The organism is Candidatus Dormiibacterota bacterium, assembly GCA_035544955.1.
In the GTDB taxonomy this organism is placed as follows: Bacteria; Chloroflexota; Dormibacteria; order CF-121; family CF-121; genus CF-13.
Genome location: DASZZN010000031.1, coordinates 1 through 18,243 on the forward strand (window position 1 = coordinate 1; position 18,243 = coordinate 18,243).

Here is an 18,243-nt window from a genome sequence, read left to right on the forward strand (position 1 = left end):
CGGGAATCCTCGGATTAACGTTTGCACTCAACTACCCGAGGCTTATCGCAGAGTTCTACGCCCTTCATCGGCTCCTGGTGCCAAGGCATCCACCGTGCGCTCTTTGTAGCTTGACCCATCTATCAACACTGCTCAACGCCGGCTGCGGACGTGTGGCCGCACCCGAGTTTCGCAATGGGTCGTTTCACGCATTTTCTGCATTGGTTACCCTAAATTACTTTCTTCGCTATTCGATTTTGAAGGTACATGTCGCGGCGCCCAGGCCGGGTATCCGATGGTACCCACCGGGCGGCGCTTTCTAACAGATGGAGATGACCAGATTCGAACTGGCGACCCCCTGCTTGCAAAGCAGGTGCTCTCCCAGCTGAGCTACATCCCCAAATGGGATCTCTTCACTTGAGATCGTCATCGTTTGGCCGGCAACGTCGCGCTCTGGGCACCAGCGGCGGCTGATAAGAATGGGCCTTTGTGGAATCGAACCACAGACCTCGCGGTTATCAGCCGCGCGCTCTAACCATCTGAGCTAAAGGCCCAGGTGCCAAGGTGAGCGGACGAGCGGCCGTACCTTAACGATTGAAGGAGTGGACGGACCCCCGGATAGGCAGTCGCGGGACACGCATTCCGGATTCCCACCGGCTGCTGATCGGCCTACCTCCCGCGAACGAGAGATCCCGCAGTCTCGGGCCGCTACTCTTCACCCGCGCTTGCGCGCAGACTACTCTTGGCGGTCGGTAAAGCGGTTACTGCCGAACTGAGCTGACTTTCCTCCCGCCACCTGGCTTGCGCCCGGCGACGACAGGCTCCTTAAAGGAGGTGATCCAGCCGCACCTTCCGGTACGGCTACCTTGTTACGACTTCACCCCTCTTGCTGGGCACACCTTGGGCACCGCCGTCCCTATTCGGGTTCAGCAAGTGACTTCAGGTGCACCAAACTCAAGTGGTGTGACGGGCGGTGTGTACAAGGCCCGGGAACATATTCACCGCAGTATGCTGACCTGCGGTTACTAGCAACTCCGTCTTCATGCAGGCGAGTTGCAGCCTGCAATCTGAACTGAGACCGGTTTTAAGGGATTAGCTCCACCTCGCGGTGTGGCAACCCGTTGTACCGGCCATTGTAGCATGTGTGTAGCCCGGGGCATAAAGGGCATGATGACTTGACGTCATCCCCACCTTCCTCTGGGTTTCTCCCAGCAGTCTGGTTAGAAAAATTTAACTAACCACAGGGGTTGCGCTCGTTGCGGGACTTAACCCAACACCTCACGGCACGAGCTGACGACAGCCATGCACCACCTGTGCAGCGATCCCTTGCGGGAGGACCGTATCTCTACGGCTTTCCACTGCATGTCAAACCCCGGTAAGGTTCTTCGGGTTGCATCGAATTAAACCACATGCTCCGCTGCTTGTGCGGGCCCCCGTCAATTCCTTTGAGTTTCAACCTTGCGGCCGTACTCCCCAGGCGGTTCACTTAATGCGTTAGCTGCGGCACTGATGGCGTCAATACCACCAACACCTAGTGAACATTGTTTAGGGCTAGGACTACCGGGGTATCTAATCCCGTTCGCTCCCCTAGCTTTCGCGCCTCAGCGTCAGTTACAAGCTAGCAAGCCGCCTTCGCCACTGGTGTTCCTTGCGATATCTACGCATTTCACTACTACACCGCAAATTCCACTTGCCTCTCTTGCACTCCAGCCCCGCAGTATTGGACGCAGTTTCGAGGTTGAGCCTCGAACTTTCACAACCAACTTACGGAACCGCCTACGCGCTCTTTACGCCCAGTAAATCCGGATAACGCTTGCCCCCTACGTATTACCGCGGCTGCTGGCACGTAGTTAGCCGGGGCTTCCTCAGGAGGTACCGTCAGATCTTCGTCCCTCCCAACAGAGGTTTACATCCCTAGAGACTTCATCCCTCACGCGGCGTTGCTCCGTCAGGCTTTCGCCCATTGCGGAAAATTCCTCACTGCTGCCTCCCGTAGGAGTCTGGGCCGTGTCTCAGTCCCAGTGTGGCTGTCCGTCCTCTCAGACCAGCTACCCATCATAGCCTTGGTGGGCCGTTACCTCACCAACTAGCTAATAGGCCGCGGGCCCATCTGAGAGCGTCTTGCGACTTTAGTTGTCAGATGATGCCATCCGACAACCACATGCAGTATTAGCTCTGCTTTCGCAGGGTTATTCTGCACTCTCAGGCAGGTTGCCCACGTGTTACTCACCCGTCCGCCACTAGCGCTAGCCACCCTTGCGGGCAGCTAGCACCCGTTCGACTTGCATGTGTCAGGCACGCCGCCAGCGTTAATCCTGAGCCAGGATCAAACTCTCCGTTAAAAACCTCGACCCAACAGGGTCTTCGGTTAAAGAATCGAATCAGGGGTCCCTACGACATTTCGAAGGGCCTTCTCGGAGAAGTCCGTTCCACTCTTCAATTGTTAAGGTGCTCGCCGGGCCTTAAGCGCAGGATTACCTCCCGCCTCTCGGGCAGCTTGAGAATGATACCCCAAAGGGGCGCGTAGTTGTCAAGAACGTACGAACGCCTCTCTAGCCTACCCCAGCGGCCGGGCACCTAAACCGTCAGGGCAACCTCTTCTCGGCCCGCCGCACTCGCTGCCTACCGATACTCCGGCAGCTTCTCTAGCTCGTCCGCAGCCAGGTCCGTATACACCCGGCGGGTCGTAATCTTCGGGATCCGGTCCGCCCGCACCTCGACCCGGTGCCCGCTGCGCGCCAGCTTCACCACGATCCCGTGGAAGATGTCGTCCCCCTTGTCGCCCAGCAATTCCTCCGTCCGGCCGATCTCTTCGCCAGCCTCATCCATGACGGGCGCCTTCTCTGGCATCGCTAGCCAGGCGACCTCGCGCTCTTCCTCTTCCATCTAGAACGCGCGCCTCCCACTGAACGCGCGGGCCAGCGTCAACTCGTCGGCATATTCCAGCTCGCCCCCGACCGGCAGTCCATGTGCCAGCCGGGACGTGCGCACTCCCAGCGGGGCCAGCTGCTCCGCCAGGTAGGCGGCGGTCGCCTCCCCTTCCATGTCCGGGTCGGTCGCCAGGATCACCTCGGACACCGGCTCCCGGCGTAGGCGGCCGACCAGCTCCGCAATCTTGAGCTCGGCCGGGCCAATACCGTCGATCGGTGATAACGCTCCGTGCAGGACGTGGTACAAACCGTGGTACTCAGCGGTTCGCTCGATCGCCAGCACGTCCAGGGGCTCTTCCACCACGCACAGCACCGTCCGATCGCGACGGGCTGACAGACAGATGGTGCACCGCTCCCCTTCGGCGATGAAGAAGCAGTCGTCGCAGAAGCGAATCCGGGCCTTGACCTCGACCAGGGCCGTGGCCAGCCGGTCGACCGACTCCCGCGGCGCTCGCAATATATAGAAGGATAGGCGCTGGGCCGTCTTGGGCCCGATGCCCGGCAGCCGGCCGAGCTCCTCCATCACCCGAGTCAGCGCCGGCGGGATCTCAGCCAACCGGCCGCTACCCCATCAGGCCCGGCGGAAGCCCCATCCCCGCCGTCACGGCGCCCATCTCTTTGGTCGCCAGCTCGCGCGCCTTCTCCATGGCGTCGTTCACGGCGGCCAGCACCAGGTCCTGGAGCATCTCGACGTCGGCGGGATCGACGACTTCGGGCTTGACCGTGACCGAGAGCACCTTTTGGTGGCCGTTGGCCACCACCTCGACCATGCCGCCGCCCGCCGTTCCGGTCACCGTCTTGGCGCCCAGCTCTTCCTGGACTTTGGCCATCCGGGCCTGCATCTGTTGGAGCTGCTTGAGCATCTTGAACTGCTGACCCATCTAGCCCCTCCCTCGCGGGGTGACCCGCACGTTGGTCGCGTCGAACCGGTTCATCGCCTCTTTGACCAGGGGGTCGTCGGCGACGGACGCCGCCGGGCGCACCGGCGCCGCCGGTGCTGCGGCGGGCTTCTTCTCCCCCGCCACCAGTTCCACCCGGGTGTCAGCCCCAAAGATCTCACGGACGGCGACCAGCAGCGTCTCCCGGTTGGAAGCCTTCTGCATCAGCTCGGCGTGGGCCGGATAGCGAAACTCGATCCGCACCAGGCCCTCCTTGGCCTCGGCGAGCCGCGCGTCCATCAGCAGACTCCCGATCATCTTCGGGAGTCGCTGCTTGAGCGCGTCCCATCGCGCGTCCGGGCCGAGCACCGCCGGCTCGGCGTCCATGGCCGGCTCGATCACTCGCTCACCGCCGACCGCCTCAGTCGTCAGTGCCGCAACGGGAACCGTCACCGGCACGGGATGCGTCATGTTCGACAGCAACGTCACCTCCAGCAGCAGGCGCGCGTCGGCGCCCTTGCGCACCTCCGGCTCCATCTCCATCAAGCCCTTCCAAAGGCCGAGCAGCGCGTTTCGACCGGCCGCCCGGCCGATCCGCTCCAATCCGGCCGACGCCGCACCGCCCAGGCTTTCGGCATCCTGGTAGCCGACCGAGAGCAAGGCCGCCTCGCGGATCGCGCCCAGCAATCCCCGGACCAGCTGCCGCACGTCCCCGCCGGCATCGTAAAACCGCTGGAGTTCGGTCAGCGTCTTGGCCCCGTCGCCCTCGGTCACGAACGCCAGGAGCGCAACCAGCGTGTCGGGGTCGGCCAGCCCGAGCAGCTCGTGCGTCTTCTGCACAGTCAGCTCCTCGCCGCCCTGCGAGATCAGCTGGTCGAGCAGCGTGATGCCATCGCGCATGCTGCCGCGAGCCAGGCGGGCCAGCAGGGCCAGGCTCTGCGGGTCCACCTTGACCTGCTCCTGCTCGACGATCGAGGCTAGGTGCGCCGCGATCGCCGCGGTGTCGATCCGGCGGAAGTCGAATCGCTGGCAGCGCGAGGCCACCGTCAGCGGGATCTTGTGCGGCTCGGTCGTCGCCAGCACGAAGACCACATGCGCCGGCGGCTCCTCGAGCGTCTTCAGTAAGGCGTTGAAGGCCTCCGTGGTCAGCATGTGTGCCTCATCGATGATGTACACCTTGACCTTCAACGTCGCCGGCAGATACTTGACCCGCTCGCGCAGATCCCGGATCTCGTCGATGCCTCGGTTCGAGGCGGCATCGATCTCGATGAGGTCGACGGCTGCGCCGGATCCGATTTCGACGCAGTTCGCGCACACGCCGCACGGCTCCGCGCCGCGGCGGTCCAAACAGTTGATCGCCTTCGCCAGGATGCGGGCGGTCGACGTCTTGCCCGTTCCACGAACGCCACAGAACAGGTAGGCGTGCGCCACGCGGCCCTGCTCGACGGCGTTCCGAAGCGTTTGGGCGATTGCATCCTGCCCGACCAGGTCGCCAAACTTCTGGGACCGGTACTTGAGGTAAAGGGTCTGGTACGCCATCAGCTGCCGCGTCCAATTCTACGAGCCGGCCGGGCGAACGCTAGCTCGCTGCCCCCACGGCGCTCTCGGCCTGCTCGCGCAGCACCTGCCGCGCCAGCGTGATCGCCAGCATGCCTTCGAGGATGGCCGATGTGACCCGCTTGACTGCGCCACGGCGGACATCCCCGGCAGCGAATACGCACGGTACGCTGGTTTCCAGCATCAGGAGCGCGCGCTCGCTCAGCCAGCCCTGGGGCAACCGTCCGTCGCGCACGAGTTGGTTTCCCGTGAGGAGGTAACCCTCCTCGTCGCGCAGCATCGTTCCCTTCAACCATTCGGTGTTCGGATTGGCACCCATCATTACGATTAATGCCCGAGTCCGTGCCGCTTCGATCGTTCCGCTGACCCGATGGCGGAGCCGTACGCCCTCGAGGCGACCCTCGCCGAAAGCCTCGACGACCTGCGTGTTGACGCGTACGCGGATGTTCCGCGTTCGGTCGATCTCCTTGGCCAATCCGGGCGAGACGTTCGCGTCGAGTGCGCCGGCGCGGACCACCATCGTCACATTGGCGGCGTGCTTTGCGAGGTCAAGGGCCGCCTGCCCAGCCGCCGCTGTCGTGCCGACGATGAAGACCTCCTGGCCGGCGAGCGCCGCCGGCTCCGCGACCGAGTCCGCGTAGATGACGCCGGCCCCGGTCAGCTTGTCGACGCTCGGGACTCCGAGCGTGCGATACGCCACCCCGGTCGCGATCACGACCGCCCGGGCGGAAATCGTGACCCCATCGGCTAGCGTCACCACCAGTCCACCGGACTCTGCCGACAAACCCACCGCGGGATTCGTCAAGGCAAAGTTCGCGCCCAATCGCTGGGCCTGCTCGTAGATCCGACGCATGAGTTGGTCGCCGCTCACGGGGTCCGCGAAGCCCGGATAATTTTGAATGACCGGGGTTGCCGCGGCGGAGCCGCCCGCGCCGTAGGCGTCGATCACCGCGGTCTTCAGGCCATCCGCGGCCGACACGGTGGCCGCCAAGCCGGCCGGGCCGGCCCCGATCACCGCGACGTCGTAGCGCTCGGGCACCGTGACGATGGCCCCAGTCTACGGAACGACACGCGCGACGCGGCTAATACAGCTGCAGGCCGAGTGTGTCGCCAGGGAGGTAGAAGGACCCGGTTCCGCCGGTGAAGTTCGCGATCAGGGGCGTGGCCGGTGTGAACTTATAGATCACCAGCACCTCGACCGCCTGGTCGACGCCCGCCGACGGGCGCACGTTCCAGGCGCTGTAGGTGGCACACGCGCCGTTCGTCCAGTTGGTGCACGTCCGCACCGCGAAGCACGCCTGCTGCCCGGCGGCGAACGCCGTGGGCGGGCAGCCATTCGGATCACCGCAGTTCTGGGTCGCCGACAGGCAGTCCGCTCTGCTACCGCCTGGCCCGGTCACGCCCCAAGCCGCCGTCGTGTTCGGAATCGCCGAGTTCGGCTCGGCGCGAACCGCGTTACCGATGTCGACGTTTTGGCCCAACACCGCCATCCGCATCCCGGCCCGGCTCGCGCCCGACATCTCGAGCTTGAGGTAGAAGGCGCGCCCCATGTCGGCCGAGCCGAGCATCAACAAGAGCAGCATCGGGAAGATCAGCGCGGTCTCAACCAGCGCCTGCCCGCGCCGGCCTCGCAGTCGCCTGCGCATCATGCCTCCAATCTCACGGACCCGACCACCTGCACACCTGGCGCCGGCTGCCCGATGTTGTTGAAGGTCCAGGTCGAGGTCACGTAGTCACCGCAACGGTCGCCGTCGGTCATGAACATGCTGACCGTGACCGTCTGGCCGGCGGGCACCGGGAAGGTATAGGTGAGCGTCGCCAGGTCGTTACCACGGACCGCGGTCAGGAGGTCACGCTCGTGGCCCCAGGCCCAGTTGCCCTCGACCGTGAAGGTGCTCCCGTCGTGTGGGCCGTAGATCCCGCCCACCGGGTAGGTCATCGTCCACTTCGGGTCACCGTTAGAGTTCGTCCCGACCGTGTAGTGGCCGGCGCCCACTTCCGCGCCCGTGGGCTTCGCCGGGTTTGTATCGCTCGGGATATTCGTCAGCGCGTTGGGTGGCAGCGTCTGTCCCGACGTTGGCCGCGGGTTCCAGATGCCATCCGAGAAGTAGATGGGGCTGCCGTTGTTGATCTTGACGTACGCGTCGTAGGCGTCGAGCGCCCATTCGTCCTGGTACTTGATCACGATCGACTCAGTGGTCCCGGTCGCAGCAACCAGGGTCGAGCTGACCAGGATCTGGTTCTCCTGAATGCCGCTCGTCGTCACGCTCGGGGTCGCGGCTCCGCCGGTTCCGTTGCTGAAGTTGAACGTGCCGCCGGCCCCGAAGGTGGTGAGGCTGTACGCGAAGATCTGGCCCGACACGACCGCATTCGTCGTACCCCCGTCCCACTCGCCCCAGCGGGACGGGCTGCCGGGGTTGACCTCGACGCCACCGGCCCGCGCGTTCGTGTACTGGTAGATGATTCCGTTGAAGCTGTTCAGCTTCGGCGTCTCGCTCTCGCGGGTGCTGCCCGAGTCGATATGGATGAAGCTGTCGTTCTCCATGTCGAACAGCAGCGGGGCGCCGGCGACACGCTGCTCTTGCCCCAGTCCCGGCGCGTTCAGGCCGATGTAGTCGATCTCGCTGGTGGAAACGAAGCCGGCCGAGTTCGCCTCGAAGCGGAAGACGACGCCGGCGCCACTGATCGAGGTGCGGTCGCCGCCACCGCCGACGGTCGTCCCGGCGCCGGCGCAGGCTCCGTTGACGGTGGTGACCAGCGGCCCCGAGGCCAGCGACCCGTAACCGATCCAGACGCCCGCGGTTAGCGGGTTGACGCCACCGCAGGCGGTCACGCTCCCGGACGCGGTCGTGCACAGGTCCCAGTCACTGGAGTTCTCGCGGCTGTGGTCGATCCCGTTCGCCTTGCCACTGGTCGCCGTGTTCACACTGGCCTTGCCGGTGATGTCATAGATGCCCGGCTCGAAGGTATAGGTGCCGTGGTTGACCACGATCGACTGGTAGATGCCCGGCATCAGGTTATACGGTTCGGACGCTGGCGGCGGGCAGGTCGACCCGCTGCTCGCGACCGGGTCGCCGTTCAGCACCACGGTGCCGCAGCTCGGCAGCCCGGCAAGGTTGAACCGGGGCGTCCATGACTTGGTGCTGAAGGAGGTCTCGTTGCCGTAGACCTTCCGCACCGAATAGGCGCCCGGACCGGTCGTGGTACAACCAATCGGCGTCGAGGTATAGCCTCCTCCGAAGCCGCTGCAGTACAGCATGGCGCTCGGGTTGAGGGCAAAGCCATTCGCGCCGACGGGATTGTTCCAGGCGCATTGATTCGTAACCCCGCCGAACGGGTCACAGAATGAGGACCGGTCGCCGATCACCATGTCACCGTTCGACTCGGCCGCGACCACGTCCGACGGCGGATTGAGCGTGGCCCCGTCGACCCCGATGATCATCGTGCCGGCGCCGTTCTGGACCCAGTAGGTGGGGCAGTTCGCTGTCGCATCACACTTCAGCATCGACCGGGTCGGTGCCTTGGTGCGGTCGAAGCACTGGTAACCAACGCCGCACGCGCCGGTGGGCGCCTCATAGAGGTAGAACGCGAGTGGAGGCGGCGTGTTGTACACGATGCCGCTCGGCTGGGCGAACACGGTTGCCGAGGCGCTCACATTACTCGTCGCGAAGCCCACCGATCCCATGATCAGGTTCTGGACCTGCGAGTTGATGATGACCTGCATGCAGTTGTAGGGGGCCGTCTGGCAGTGCGGGGTCAGCGCGTAGGGTGGCACCGCAAGGGATACGGCGTTATTGAATCCGGAGCTCGAGCCGCATGCTACGCCCGCCGTGTCGTACCAGGTCGTGGTGAACCGAGTCAGACTGCCGACCGTGGTCGTCCGGTCGCAGGCCGTGTTTCGGGTCGTGATGAACCCGTCTGCCCCGGCGAAGTCGTGGGCGGCCACGGCGGCGAGCGCATTCGAGTCCGCAATCGGCGACTGCTGCGTCGCCCCGGCAAGACGCTTGCCGGCGGCCAATGCCGCGGCGTCGACCGCCTTCTGCGCCGTGTGCTGAACCAGGTACAGATGGGTGGCGTCGAGCGCCAGCCCGGCGAACCCCACCAGGACGACGAACATCAGGGCGAAGATCACCATCACCTGGCCACGATGGCCAGTGGTGCGGTTCGTCAGATGTCGGCGGATCAAGTTCATTTCTCAGTACTCCGTGTGCACCACGCTGATCGTGGTGATGGTGATTCGCGGCAGGAAGCTGCTGATCAGCGGCATCATCGGCAGGTAGGTGTACTTAACCTGGACCGCCACGTCCTGCACCGTCGGCGACACCGCGCGGGCGACGCCATCGCAGTGCTGATCTGCCGGAGAGGCGGTCGCCACGGCCGGCCAGATGTAGATCTTGCCCACGCCTGCGGGCGGATTCTGATCCGCGTTGGGGCTTGACGAGCTGTTCGGATCCGCGTTGCCGACGATCGAGTTTTCGTCAGGCCGGAGCAGGAATCCCTGCGCGCTCGACATGGCCGTCCGAATGGCGGCGCAATCGCTGCTGGCCTGGGGCTCCATCGAGACGACCCGTGCGGCCTCCCGGGCCGCCCAGGACACGGCGGCATACGTGTAGACGAGCCGCGCGAAGTCGATGCAGAGGAACAGCATGATGATCACGACCGGGGCGAGCAGGGCGAACTCGACCATCGATTGGGCACTGTTTCGCCGGCGAACACGTCCACGGCGCATCAGGGAGCGCACGGTTGCTAACGTAAATCCCAACCGATACAGCAAAGGTTGCAAAGTGCGGTCCAGCCGAGGTCTGCAATTTCGTCGACAAGCTGTTACCCCCTCGTGAAACGCCCTCCCCGGCGGCCCTCAAACAAAAGGAGAGGCCGCATCAAGCGGCCCCTCTTCGATCAGACGTTAGTTCTCGCTATTACCGCCGGCCGTATCGTTCGCGTTGGTCTTCGATTCGTTGACACCGGCCTGCTCATTCTGGTCGTTGCAGGCGGCGGCGTCCTCGTGCTGGTGGTCGCCGGTATTGTCGCCCTGCTCGCCACACTGAGCGGTCGTTGCGGCCGGCTTGGTCGCCGGCTTCGTGGCGGGCGTGGTCGCCGGCTTTGCCGCCGGCAGCGTCGTCTTCTCGTCCTTTTGCGCCTGGGTCTGCAGCTGGCCATTTTGTCTCTGCTGACCATTCCCCGAATCGGGCTTGGCGCTGGCGGCAACGCCGCTCAGTAGCAGAAAGCTGCCGGCGATCATTGCGATAAGAATCCTGCGCATAAAATCGATCACTCCTTGGGCAAGGCGAGCGGCCATGTCCACTATCTACAACGCCCCCATGGTGATGAACTATTCGTGGCCGAGGTGGGTCCGCCGTGCCGGTGTGACGATCTTGTGGCGTAGCCGTCACGACGCCCACGCGATCGCTAAAAGTGCGCTAACAATCACTGAAAGATGAGAAGCGGGTGGCGGCGATCGGCGACAGACCACGGGCACGAGTGTGTGACGACATAGCGAATTTGGTGGAAGCAAGCACCATTGTAAGTTACGGCTGACAGGGTGAGATCGCCGCGATCCGTATGACAAAGTCATTTCTGACCCGCCGTCGCGGGCAATCTCTAGTGGAGCTTGCCCTGGCTTTGCCCGTGGTCCTGATTCTTGGGCTGCTGACGGCCGACGTCGGGCGCGCGTACTTTTACCGGGAAGGGGTGGCCGATGCGACCCGTCAGGCGCTTCGCAGCGCCGTGCTGCAGCCCCAACAGGCGACCGGAGATACGGCATGCGCGGGCGGCGGCAGCACCGCATCGCTGAGCACGACCTTGCCGCCACTGGCTGGCGACACGCTAGCGACGATCGGCAACCAGGCCGCGCTCGAAAGCACGTTTACCGGCACGCCGGCCGGCTCCTCGATCAACGGGGCCACCATGACGGTCACCTGGCATTGTGCCGCCAACAAGGCCATCACCCGCGCGACCGCGACCTCCACCGACCCCGGCAACACGGGATCCGACGCGATCGAGGTCCAGATCGTCTATTCCATGCCACTCATCACCCCATTCCTCGCCAACTTTGTCAGCTCGCCGATCACGATCAAAGCGGACGTCCAGGCGCGGGTGCAGTACTGAGATGCGGCCTCAGCACTCGCGCGGTCAGTCGCTCGTGGAGTTCGCGCTCGTGGTGCCCGTGTTGTTCTTGGTCCTCATCGGCATGATCGACTTCATGCGCCTGGTACAGGCTGATAGCACGGTTGCCGATGCTGCCCGACAGGGAGCCCGACAGGGAGTGGCCAATGGCAGCGCCGCGGACAATCCGTGGGGGGCGTCCAACGGCCAACCGTGCCAGGGCACGAGCTTCACCTCGGGCGCGACCGGGAGCGGATGCCTGACCGACGCCCGCATCCTGGAGACGGTTACCCATGTCGTGCAGCCGCTGGGCGGCACCGTCACGCTGTTCTCCAACACGCTTGCTGGCGCGTGCGGCAACCCGGCCGCGGGCAACGTCAATGTGTGCATTGCTCCGGCCGAGACCGGTGCCGCGGGTGCCGACGCCGACTGCGTCGCAGCCAAAACGAGACTGACCCACGACCCTCGGGCGGGCGAGCTCGGCTCACGCAAAGCGGAGTGGGGGTTTCCCAAATTCAAGGGTTGCTTCTTGGTGCAGGTAACCGTGAAGTACACGTTTAAGCCGTGGACGCCCTTCGGGCCAACGTTGACGCTGATGTCGTCGACGTCGATGCTGGGCGAGGAGTTCTGACGTGCAGGGACCGCTGCAGCAACAGACTCGTGGCGCCTTCGTTACGCGGCACGCCTGAAAGCCGCCCCGTAACTTGCGAATGCAACCGTGATTCGGAACGAGATGAAAAAGACCCTGCGTAATGGGCGCCGCGGCCAGATGATCGTGCTCGTAGCCCTGATGGCTATGCTGCTGTTCGGGCTGGCCGCGTTCGCCCTTGACCTGAGCCTTGCGCAGTCCGACCGCCGGCTGCTCCAGGCCGACGTCGACTCGGCCGCGCTCGCCGGCTCGGTCGCCTACTCGACGAGCACCCACGCGGCGCACTGGGTCGCGCTGCAGTACCTTCAGAAACCGCTCGGCTTCACGCTGCCGCTGGGCTCCTGCACGAGCAACTCGGCGTGCCCACCCGGTACCTACACCACGGGTGCCTACACCATCAGCATTGCCGACCCGGCCGCGAAAGAGATGGATCTCTCGATCCAGCACACCGAACCCGGTCTCTTTGCCGGCGTCATCGGCCAGACCGTGACGACCGGCAACAGCGTCCGGACGACGGCGCCCGGACCGACCATAATCCCTGCTAGCTACGGGGCGGTCGCGGTGAGTGGGGAGTTGGGCAACAACGGTGGCGGCGGGACGGTCCGCGAGTTTGGTGCCAGCGTCTACGCGTTCTCAGACTACGGCGGAAATAACGGACCCCACGCGTTCCTCACGCACGCAACTCAGGTCGATTCCACCGGGACGCAGTGCAGCCCCACCGTTACGAACTATCTCGACCATGGTGGTGTAACCAACGGTGAAACCTGGGTCTGGACCGGCCCTCCGGCCGGCGGCGTCGGCATTGAACGCTGGTCCCAGCCGGCCCCGACGCCGTTCGACAACTACTCGCCGACTGTCCCGGCTGGTGCGCCGACGTTCATCAGTGCCGGATTCCCGGCGAGTGCCCAGGATGGCAGTGGCAACTGGAAGCCCGGTATCTACAACGGCGTCTTCCCATCCGCGCCTGGCAAGCTGAACCCGGGCGTCTACAAGCTGATCAACAACGCAGGAGCGATGAGCTTCGGCGCACTTACCCAGGTCACGTATACGGCTTCTGGCACCGAGGACGCTGCTGGCGCGATCGCGATTGTGCTGGACTCGTCGGACACCGGGGCGATAGACATCAGCTCGGTCACGCTCAACGGCATCGATGACCTGCACCCGCAAAGCTATGTCGGCCCGCGCGATCCGCAAGGGACGCACAACTTCGTGTTCTTTGGTGGAAACGGGGCGTCAGCGTACACCGGTTCGGTCGACTTCGGCCCCGGTACGAGCTTTGACATCAGCGGCATCTTTTACATGCCGAAGTACACCATCACGGGCCATGGGAACCCGGTCATGCACTTCAACGGCCAAATGACCGTCGCAAGCTATCACATCAGCGGCGGTGGCGGTTCACAGCAAGTCGTCAGCTGGGTCTGTGGAATCGACGTCGTTCTCGGCAACCCGGCCATCCAGGGCGGCATCAACCGCTAATCCGCCGCGGCCTTTTGGATGTCCGATTTCCGCTAGCCTGAGACGTTCGCAGGCCTCATGATGGTGCCATGAGCGCCGGACCCCTCGACTTCGAACGCTGCTACCGCGCCGTCGAGAGTCGCGACGCGCGCTTCGACGGCTGGTTCATCACCGCCGTCAAGACAACCGGCATCTACTGCCGCCCCAGTTGTCCGACACCGGTCCGGCCGAAGCGCGAGAACGTCCAGTTCTATCCGACCGCGGCCGCCGCGCAGCTTGCCGGGTTTCGCGCCTGTAAGCGCTGCCGCCCGGACGCGTCCCCCGGTTCTCCGGAATGGAACGTGCGCGGTGATCTCGTCGGGCGCGCGATGAGCCTGATCGCGGACGGCACCATCGATCGCGACGGTGTCACCGGGCTCGCGCGGCGGCTCTCCGTCAGCGAGCGCCATCTCCATCGCCTGCTGCTGAGTGAGCTCGGCGCCGGGCCGCTCGCGATCGCCCGCGCCCAACGCGCGCAGACCGCGCGTGTGCTGATCGAGACGACCGACCTGCCGTTCACGGATGTCGCGTTCGCGGCCGGCTTCGAGAGCATCCGTCAATTCAATGACACGGTTCGCGAGGTGTTCGCGCTCACGCCCACCGAACTGCGCACCACAGGACGGCGCCGTGGCGACATCGCCGACGGCGCGCTCACACTCCGGCTCCCCTACCGGCCGCCGCTCGACTGGTCCACGCTATCCGCCTGGCTCCGTGTCCGCGCGCTGCCCGGCGTCGCGGAGATGAACGGCCGCGTCTACCGGCGCACACTGCGCCTGCCGCGCGGCGCCGGCGTGGTCGCGCTCGAACCGATCGACACCCACATCCGGTGCACGCTCCGTCTGGAGTCGATGGCGGATCTGACGAGCGCGGTACGACAGTGCCGCCGCCTGCTCGACCTCGACGCCGACCCGCTGAGCGTCGTCGAGGTCTTGTCGCAAGACCGCCGCCTATCGCGAATCGTTAAGAAGCGCCCCGGGTTGCGCGCACCCGGAGCGGTCGACGGGACGGAGCTCGCGATCCAGGCGATTCTCGGCCAGCAGGTCTCAATCGCCGCGGCGCGCACGCTCGCGTCGCGCCTGGTGACTGCGAATGGCGACGTGATCAAGATCGCCGACCCGACACTCACCCATCTGTTCCCCCAAGCCGGCGCGATCGCCGAGGCGGACCTGTCAAGGCTCGGCGTGCCGGCAACGCGTCGAGCCACGCTCTACGCGCTCTCCCGCGCCGTCGCGAGCGGCGCGCTCGCGCTTGATCCAGGCGCCGACCGGACTGAGACCTACCAGCAGCTGATGCGGTTGCCCGGGATCGGGGAATGGACGGCGGGCTACATCGTGATGCGCGCACTCGGCGACCCCGATACCTTCTTACCGAGCGACCTCGGCATTAAGAAGGCCGGCGCCCGCCTCGGCCTCGGCAGTAACTCGCGTGCCATGTCCGAACACGCCGCCGCCTGGCGGCCCTGGCGCAGCTACGCGACCCACCAACTGTGGGCCACACTCAGCGACACGCCGAATGAGCCAGCCCCGGCGTGGAAAGGCTGGCGTGAAGATTAAGGAGGCCTCATGATGCAAACCAAAGCTAGGTTGCACAGCACGACCCACCCCACACCCATCGGTGTGCTCACGCTCGTCGCGTCGGATGATGGGCTCAGAACGATCCTCTGGCCCAGGCTGTCACCCGCGCGCGCGGGCATTCATCCGATACCGCGCCGCAACCCGGATCATCCGATCCTCATGCGAACGGCAGCCCAGCTCGACGAGTACTTCGCCGGATCGCGCACGACGTTCGACATCCCACTCGACCTGCAGGGCACGCGCTTCCAGCTCGCAGCCTGGCGGTCGTTGGCTCGGATCCCGTTCGGCGCCACGACCAGCTATGGCCGGCAGGCGGCGGCACTCGGCATTCCGAAGGCCGCGCGCGCCCTCGGCGCCGCCAACGGCGCGAATCCGGTCTGCATCGTCCTCCCGTGCCATCGCGTCATCGGAGCCGACGGATCGCTGACCGGATTCGGGGGCGGGCTGCCCACCAAGCAATGGCTCCTCGACCATGAAGCAAGCGTCCTCGCATCTAGTATCGTTTCGACGCCCGAATGGCCACATCAGCAACCCCTGCAGACGCGCTTATCCATGCCCGTGGCCTGACAAAGCGCTTCGCGAATCTCGTTGCCGTTGACGCGATCGACTTTGACGTCGAGCGCGGCGAGGCGTTCGGCTTCCTCGGCCCGAACGGCGCCGGTAAAACGTCGACCATGCGCATGATCGGGTGCGTCTCGGTCGCATCGGGAGGCACCTTGCGTGTGCTCGGCATGGACCCGGTCGCGGACGGCCCGCGAATTCGCGCGCGGCTGGGCGTGGTGCCACAGTCGGACACGCTGGACGTCGAACTCCACGTCGACGAGAACCTGCTGACCTACGCCCGCTACTTCGGTATTGCACGCGATGTCGCGAGGCGCCGTGCAGAGCAGCTCCTCGATTTCGTCCAGCTCAAAGACCGTGCGAGAGATCACGTCGAGTTTCTCTCCGGTGGCATGAAGCGCCGGCTCACGATTGCGCGCGCGCTCGTCAATGAGCCCGAGCTATTGCTGCTCGACGAGCCCACCACCGGCCTCGACCCGCAGGCGAGGCATCTGGTCTGGGACCGCCTCTACCGCCTCAAGCAGCAGGGCGTCACGATCGTGCTGACCACGCATTACATGGATGAGGCGGAGCAACTCTGTGATCGCCTGGTCGTCATGGACAAGGCGAAGATCGTCGCCTTCGGATCGCCGCGAAGCCTGATCGACCAGTACTCCACACGCGAAGTGCTCGAACTTCGCTTCCCGATCGATACCACCCCGGCGCAGGCCAAGCTCGACGGCCTCGCCGAGCGTATCGAGGTACTGCCCGATCGCGTGCTGCTCTACACCAACGACGGCGAAATGGCGGCGACCGCGGTCCATAGCCGCGGCCTGCGGCCGGAGTCTACCCTGGTTCGGCGAAGTACGCTCGAGGACGTCTTCCTTCGACTCACCGGCCGGAGCCTGATCGAGTGATTGGACGGCGATGACCGGCGCGCTACGCGTCCTCGAACATCATCTGCTCGTCTACCGCCGCACCTGGAAAGGATCCCTGTTCACCTCGTTCGTTTCGCCTGTCTTGTTCCTGACCGCCATGGGCCTGGGCCTTGGCAGCCTGATCTCGCGCGGGCCAGTTCGAACGGTCGACGGCGTTTCCTACGTGGCGTTTCTCGCGCCGGGCTTGCTGGCGGCCACCGCGATGCAATCCGCCTTTGTCGAAACCACCTATCCGATCATGGCGCGGATGCAGTGGCTTCGCACCTACGATGGCATGCTGGCGACACCGATCCGCGTCCTCGAGGTCCTGGCTGGCGAATTCGGCTGGCTCGCCGTCCGCCTCGCACTGGGCAGCAGCGCATTCTTTCTCGTCATGCTCCTCTTCGGCACGGTCCAATCCGGGCTGGGACTGCTGGCTATCGTCGTCGCCGTCCTTACCGGCCTCGCTTTTGGTGCGCCGATTTTTGCCTTTACGGCGACGCAGCGCACCGATAACAGTTTTGCCCTGATCGGCCGCCTTTTCATCACGCCACTCTTTCTGTTGGGCGGCGTCTTTTTTCCGATTCATCAGCTGCCGCAATTCGTCCAGGGGATCGCCTGGCTCACACCGCTCGCGCATGGCGTGGCGCTGGCCCGCGGCCTCTCGGTCGGTGTGCTGGCACCGGCCGCTGGCATCCACCTGCTGGTGCTGCTGGTGTACGCGGCCGCCGGAGTCGTCGCTGCCCGCATCACGTTTCGCCGGCGGCTCGCTCCGTGATCGCGGTGCTTGGGCGGCGCAGCTTCCAGGTCCCCGCGGTGCGCAGGGCGGGGCACCTCGTCGAGCGCAACGCGATCCTCCAGCGGCGCGGCTGGCCCGTCATCGTGTCGGGCTTCGTCGAGCCCCTGCTGTACCTGCTCGCGATCGGCTTCGGGGTGGGCGCGCTGGTCGGCTCGACGGTTACCGTGAACGGCCATCCGCTCCGTTACGCCGTGTTCGTCGCCCCCGCATTGATGGCCTCTTCCGCGATGAACGGCGCGATCTTCGAGACCGCGTTCAACTTCTTTTACAAGCTCAAGTACGTCAAGCTCTACGACGCTGTCCTGGCCACACCGCTCGGTGTCGCCGACATCGCGCTGGGCGAGATCTCCTGGGCGCTGATGCGCGGCACGCTCTACGCCCTCGGCTTCATCGTCCTCATGGTCGCGCTCGGACTGGTGATCTCCCCTTGGGCACTGGTCGCTCTGCCGGCCGCCATGCTGATCGGATTCTCGTTCGCGGCGGTGGGCACCGCCGCGTCGACCTTCGTCCGTACCTACCAGGACTTCGACCTTGTCCTGACTGTGCTGATTCCCCTCTTCCTCTTCTCGGCGACCTTCTATCCGATCACTGTCTACCCCGGCGCACTGCAGGTTGTGGTGCAGCTGACGCCCCTGTACCACGGCGTCGACTTGCTCCGCAGCCTGACGACCGGCATGATCGGCCCCTCGATCCTGCTCGACATCGCCTACCTGGTCATCCTTGGTGCGGCGGCCCTCGCCCTCGCCGCAACCCGGCTCGAGCGCCTGCTGCTCAAGTAGCCGGTTCGATTGACGGCGCTTCCGCCCGCGCACCCGCTACAT

General features: G+C 65.0%; 17 protein-coding genes, 2 tRNA genes and 2 rRNA genes. 8 read left to right on the top strand and 13 right to left on the bottom strand.

Annotated elements, in window-relative coordinates:
• From VHK65_11035 to VHK65_11095, 13 genes are all read right to left on the bottom strand, one after another.
• Nucleotides 1–116: ribosomal RNA gene (locus VHK65_11035) — 23S ribosomal RNA — on the bottom strand; the annotation flags it as partial.
• Nucleotides 117–306: 190 nt separating this feature from the next.
• Nucleotides 307–379, bottom strand: a tRNA-Ala gene (locus VHK65_11040).
• An 80-nt stretch (nt 380–459) separates the two neighbouring features.
• Nucleotides 460–533 (bottom strand) — tRNA-Ile (locus VHK65_11045).
• Between the two features lie 273 nt (nt 534–806).
• Nucleotides 807–2,321: ribosomal RNA gene (locus VHK65_11050) — 16S ribosomal RNA — on the bottom strand.
• A 280-nt stretch (nt 2,322–2,601) separates the two neighbouring features.
• Nucleotides 2,602–2,865, bottom strand: coding sequence for a hypothetical protein (locus VHK65_11055; protein ID HVS06685.1), 264 nt, complete (start codon nt 2,863–2,865; stop codon nt 2,602–2,604).
• Nucleotides 2,866–3,456 carry a recombination mediator RecR gene (gene recR / locus VHK65_11060; protein HVS06686.1) on the bottom strand — a complete coding sequence of 197 codons (591 nt, stop codon included), beginning with the start codon at nt 3,454–3,456 and terminating at the stop codon, nt 2,866–2,868.
• 16 nt (nt 3,457–3,472) lie between these two features.
• A complete protein-coding gene (locus tag VHK65_11065; GenBank protein ID HVS06687.1) occupies nt 3,473–3,790 on the bottom strand; it encodes a YbaB/EbfC family nucleoid-associated protein in 318 nt (105 codons plus the stop codon).
• Nucleotides 3,791–5,326, bottom strand: a complete 1,536-nt coding sequence (gene dnaX / locus VHK65_11070) for a DNA polymerase III subunit gamma/tau (GenBank protein ID HVS06688.1) — start codon at nt 5,324–5,326, stop codon at nt 3,791–3,793. It lies immediately after the preceding gene.
• 40 nt (nt 5,327–5,366) lie between these two features.
• Nucleotides 5,367–6,383: an NAD(P)/FAD-dependent oxidoreductase gene (locus VHK65_11075; protein HVS06689.1), complete on the bottom strand. Its 1,017-nt coding sequence runs from the start codon at nt 6,381–6,383 to the stop codon at nt 5,367–5,369.
• A gap of 43 nt (nt 6,384–6,426) precedes the next feature.
• Nucleotides 6,427–6,993: a TadE family protein gene (locus VHK65_11080; protein HVS06690.1), complete on the bottom strand. Its 567-nt coding sequence runs from the start codon at nt 6,991–6,993 to the stop codon at nt 6,427–6,429.
• The gene (locus VHK65_11085; GenBank protein HVS06691.1) at nt 6,990–9,536 is read right to left on the bottom strand and encodes a pilus assembly protein TadG-related protein; all 2,547 of its coding nucleotides are present in this window, start codon (nt 9,534–9,536) and stop codon (nt 6,990–6,992) included. Before VHK65_11085 ends, VHK65_11080 begins: the two co-directional genes overlap by 4 nt.
• 3 nt (nt 9,537–9,539) lie before the next feature.
• Nucleotides 9,540–10,031 (bottom strand): TadE/TadG family type IV pilus assembly protein, encoded by a 492-nt coding sequence (locus tag VHK65_11090; protein HVS06692.1) that lies wholly within the window; start codon nt 10,029–10,031, stop codon nt 9,540–9,542.
• A gap of 219 nt (nt 10,032–10,250) precedes the next feature.
• Nucleotides 10,251–10,643, bottom strand: a complete 393-nt coding sequence (locus VHK65_11095; protein HVS06693.1) for a hypothetical protein — start codon at nt 10,641–10,643, stop codon at nt 10,251–10,253.
• 305 nt (nt 10,644–10,948) lie between these two features.
• Here VHK65_11095 and VHK65_11100 point away from each other — a divergent pair, with 305 nt between their 5' ends.
• From VHK65_11100 to VHK65_11135, 8 genes are all read left to right on the top strand, one after another.
• The gene (locus VHK65_11100; protein HVS06694.1) at nt 10,949–11,452 is read left to right on the top strand and encodes a TadE/TadG family type IV pilus assembly protein; all 504 of its coding nucleotides are present in this window, start codon (nt 10,949–10,951) and stop codon (nt 11,450–11,452) included.
• A 1-nt stretch (nt 11,453) separates the two neighbouring features.
• Nucleotides 11,454–12,080, top strand: a complete 627-nt coding sequence (locus VHK65_11105) for a TadE family protein (GenBank protein ID HVS06695.1) — start codon at nt 11,454–11,456, stop codon at nt 12,078–12,080.
• A 102-nt stretch (nt 12,081–12,182) separates the two neighbouring features.
• Complete coding sequence (locus tag VHK65_11110) at nt 12,183–13,574, top strand: pilus assembly protein TadG-related protein (protein ID HVS06696.1); 1,392 nt, start codon at nt 12,183–12,185, stop codon at nt 13,572–13,574.
• Nucleotides 13,575–13,642: 68 nt separating this feature from the next.
• Nucleotides 13,643–15,145, top strand: a complete 1,503-nt coding sequence (locus VHK65_11115; protein HVS06697.1) for an AlkA N-terminal domain-containing protein — start codon at nt 13,643–13,645, stop codon at nt 15,143–15,145.
• 9 nt (nt 15,146–15,154) lie between these two features.
• The gene (locus tag VHK65_11120; GenBank protein ID HVS06698.1) at nt 15,155–15,733 is read left to right on the top strand and encodes a methylated-DNA--[protein]-cysteine S-methyltransferase; all 579 of its coding nucleotides are present in this window, start codon (nt 15,155–15,157) and stop codon (nt 15,731–15,733) included.
• Nucleotides 15,682–16,623, top strand: coding sequence for an ABC transporter ATP-binding protein (locus VHK65_11125; GenBank protein HVS06699.1), 942 nt, complete (start codon nt 15,682–15,684; stop codon nt 16,621–16,623). Before VHK65_11120 ends, VHK65_11125 begins: the two co-directional genes overlap by 52 nt.
• 10 nt (nt 16,624–16,633) lie before the next feature.
• Nucleotides 16,634–17,401 carry an ABC transporter permease gene (locus VHK65_11130; protein HVS06700.1) on the top strand — a complete coding sequence of 256 codons (768 nt, stop codon included), beginning with the start codon at nt 16,634–16,636 and terminating at the stop codon, nt 17,399–17,401.
• Nucleotides 17,398–18,201: an ABC transporter permease gene (locus VHK65_11135; protein ID HVS06701.1), complete on the top strand. Its 804-nt coding sequence runs from the start codon at nt 17,398–17,400 to the stop codon at nt 18,199–18,201. The genes VHK65_11130 and VHK65_11135 overlap by 4 nt, the downstream gene beginning before the upstream one ends.
• Nucleotides 18,202–18,243 lie beyond the last annotated feature (42 nt).

Bases quoted from the DNA above. Each gene is read 5' to 3' on its own strand.
- VHK65_11065 (HVS06687.1), bottom strand. From the start codon at position 3,790: ATGGGTCAGCAGTTCAAGATGCTCAAGCAGCTCCAACAGATGCAGGCC.
- VHK65_11105 (HVS06695.1), top strand. From the start codon at position 11,454: ATGCGGCCTCAGCACTCGCGCGGTCAGTCGCTCGTGGAGTTCGCGCTC.
- VHK65_11125 (HVS06699.1), top strand. From the start codon at position 15,682: ATGGCCACATCAGCAACCCCTGCAGACGCGCTTATCCATGCCCGTGGC.
- VHK65_11090 (HVS06692.1), bottom strand. From the start codon at position 10,031: ATGGTCGAGTTCGCCCTGCTCGCCCCGGTCGTGATCATCATGCTGTTC.
- VHK65_11080 (HVS06690.1), bottom strand. From the start codon at position 6,993: ATGATGCGCAGGCGACTGCGAGGCCGGCGCGGGCAGGCGCTGGTTGAG.
- VHK65_11095 (HVS06693.1), bottom strand. From the start codon at position 10,643: ATGGCCGCTCGCCTTGCCCAAGGAGTGATCGATTTTATGCGCAGGATT.
- VHK65_11120 (HVS06698.1), top strand. From the start codon at position 15,155: ATGATGCAAACCAAAGCTAGGTTGCACAGCACGACCCACCCCACACCC.
- VHK65_11055 (HVS06685.1), bottom strand. From the start codon at position 2,865: ATGGAAGAGGAAGAGCGCGAGGTCGCCTGGCTAGCGATGCCAGAGAAG.
- VHK65_11115 (HVS06697.1), top strand. From the start codon at position 13,643: ATGAGCGCCGGACCCCTCGACTTCGAACGCTGCTACCGCGCCGTCGAG.
- VHK65_11110 (HVS06696.1), top strand. From the start codon at position 12,183: ATGAAAAAGACCCTGCGTAATGGGCGCCGCGGCCAGATGATCGTGCTC.
- VHK65_11130 (HVS06700.1), top strand. From the start codon at position 16,634: ATGACCGGCGCGCTACGCGTCCTCGAACATCATCTGCTCGTCTACCGC.
- VHK65_11085 (HVS06691.1), bottom strand. From the start codon at position 9,536: ATGAACTTGATCCGCCGACATCTGACGAACCGCACCACTGGCCATCGT.
- dnaX (HVS06688.1), bottom strand. From the start codon at position 5,326: ATGGCGTACCAGACCCTTTACCTCAAGTACCGGTCCCAGAAGTTTGGC.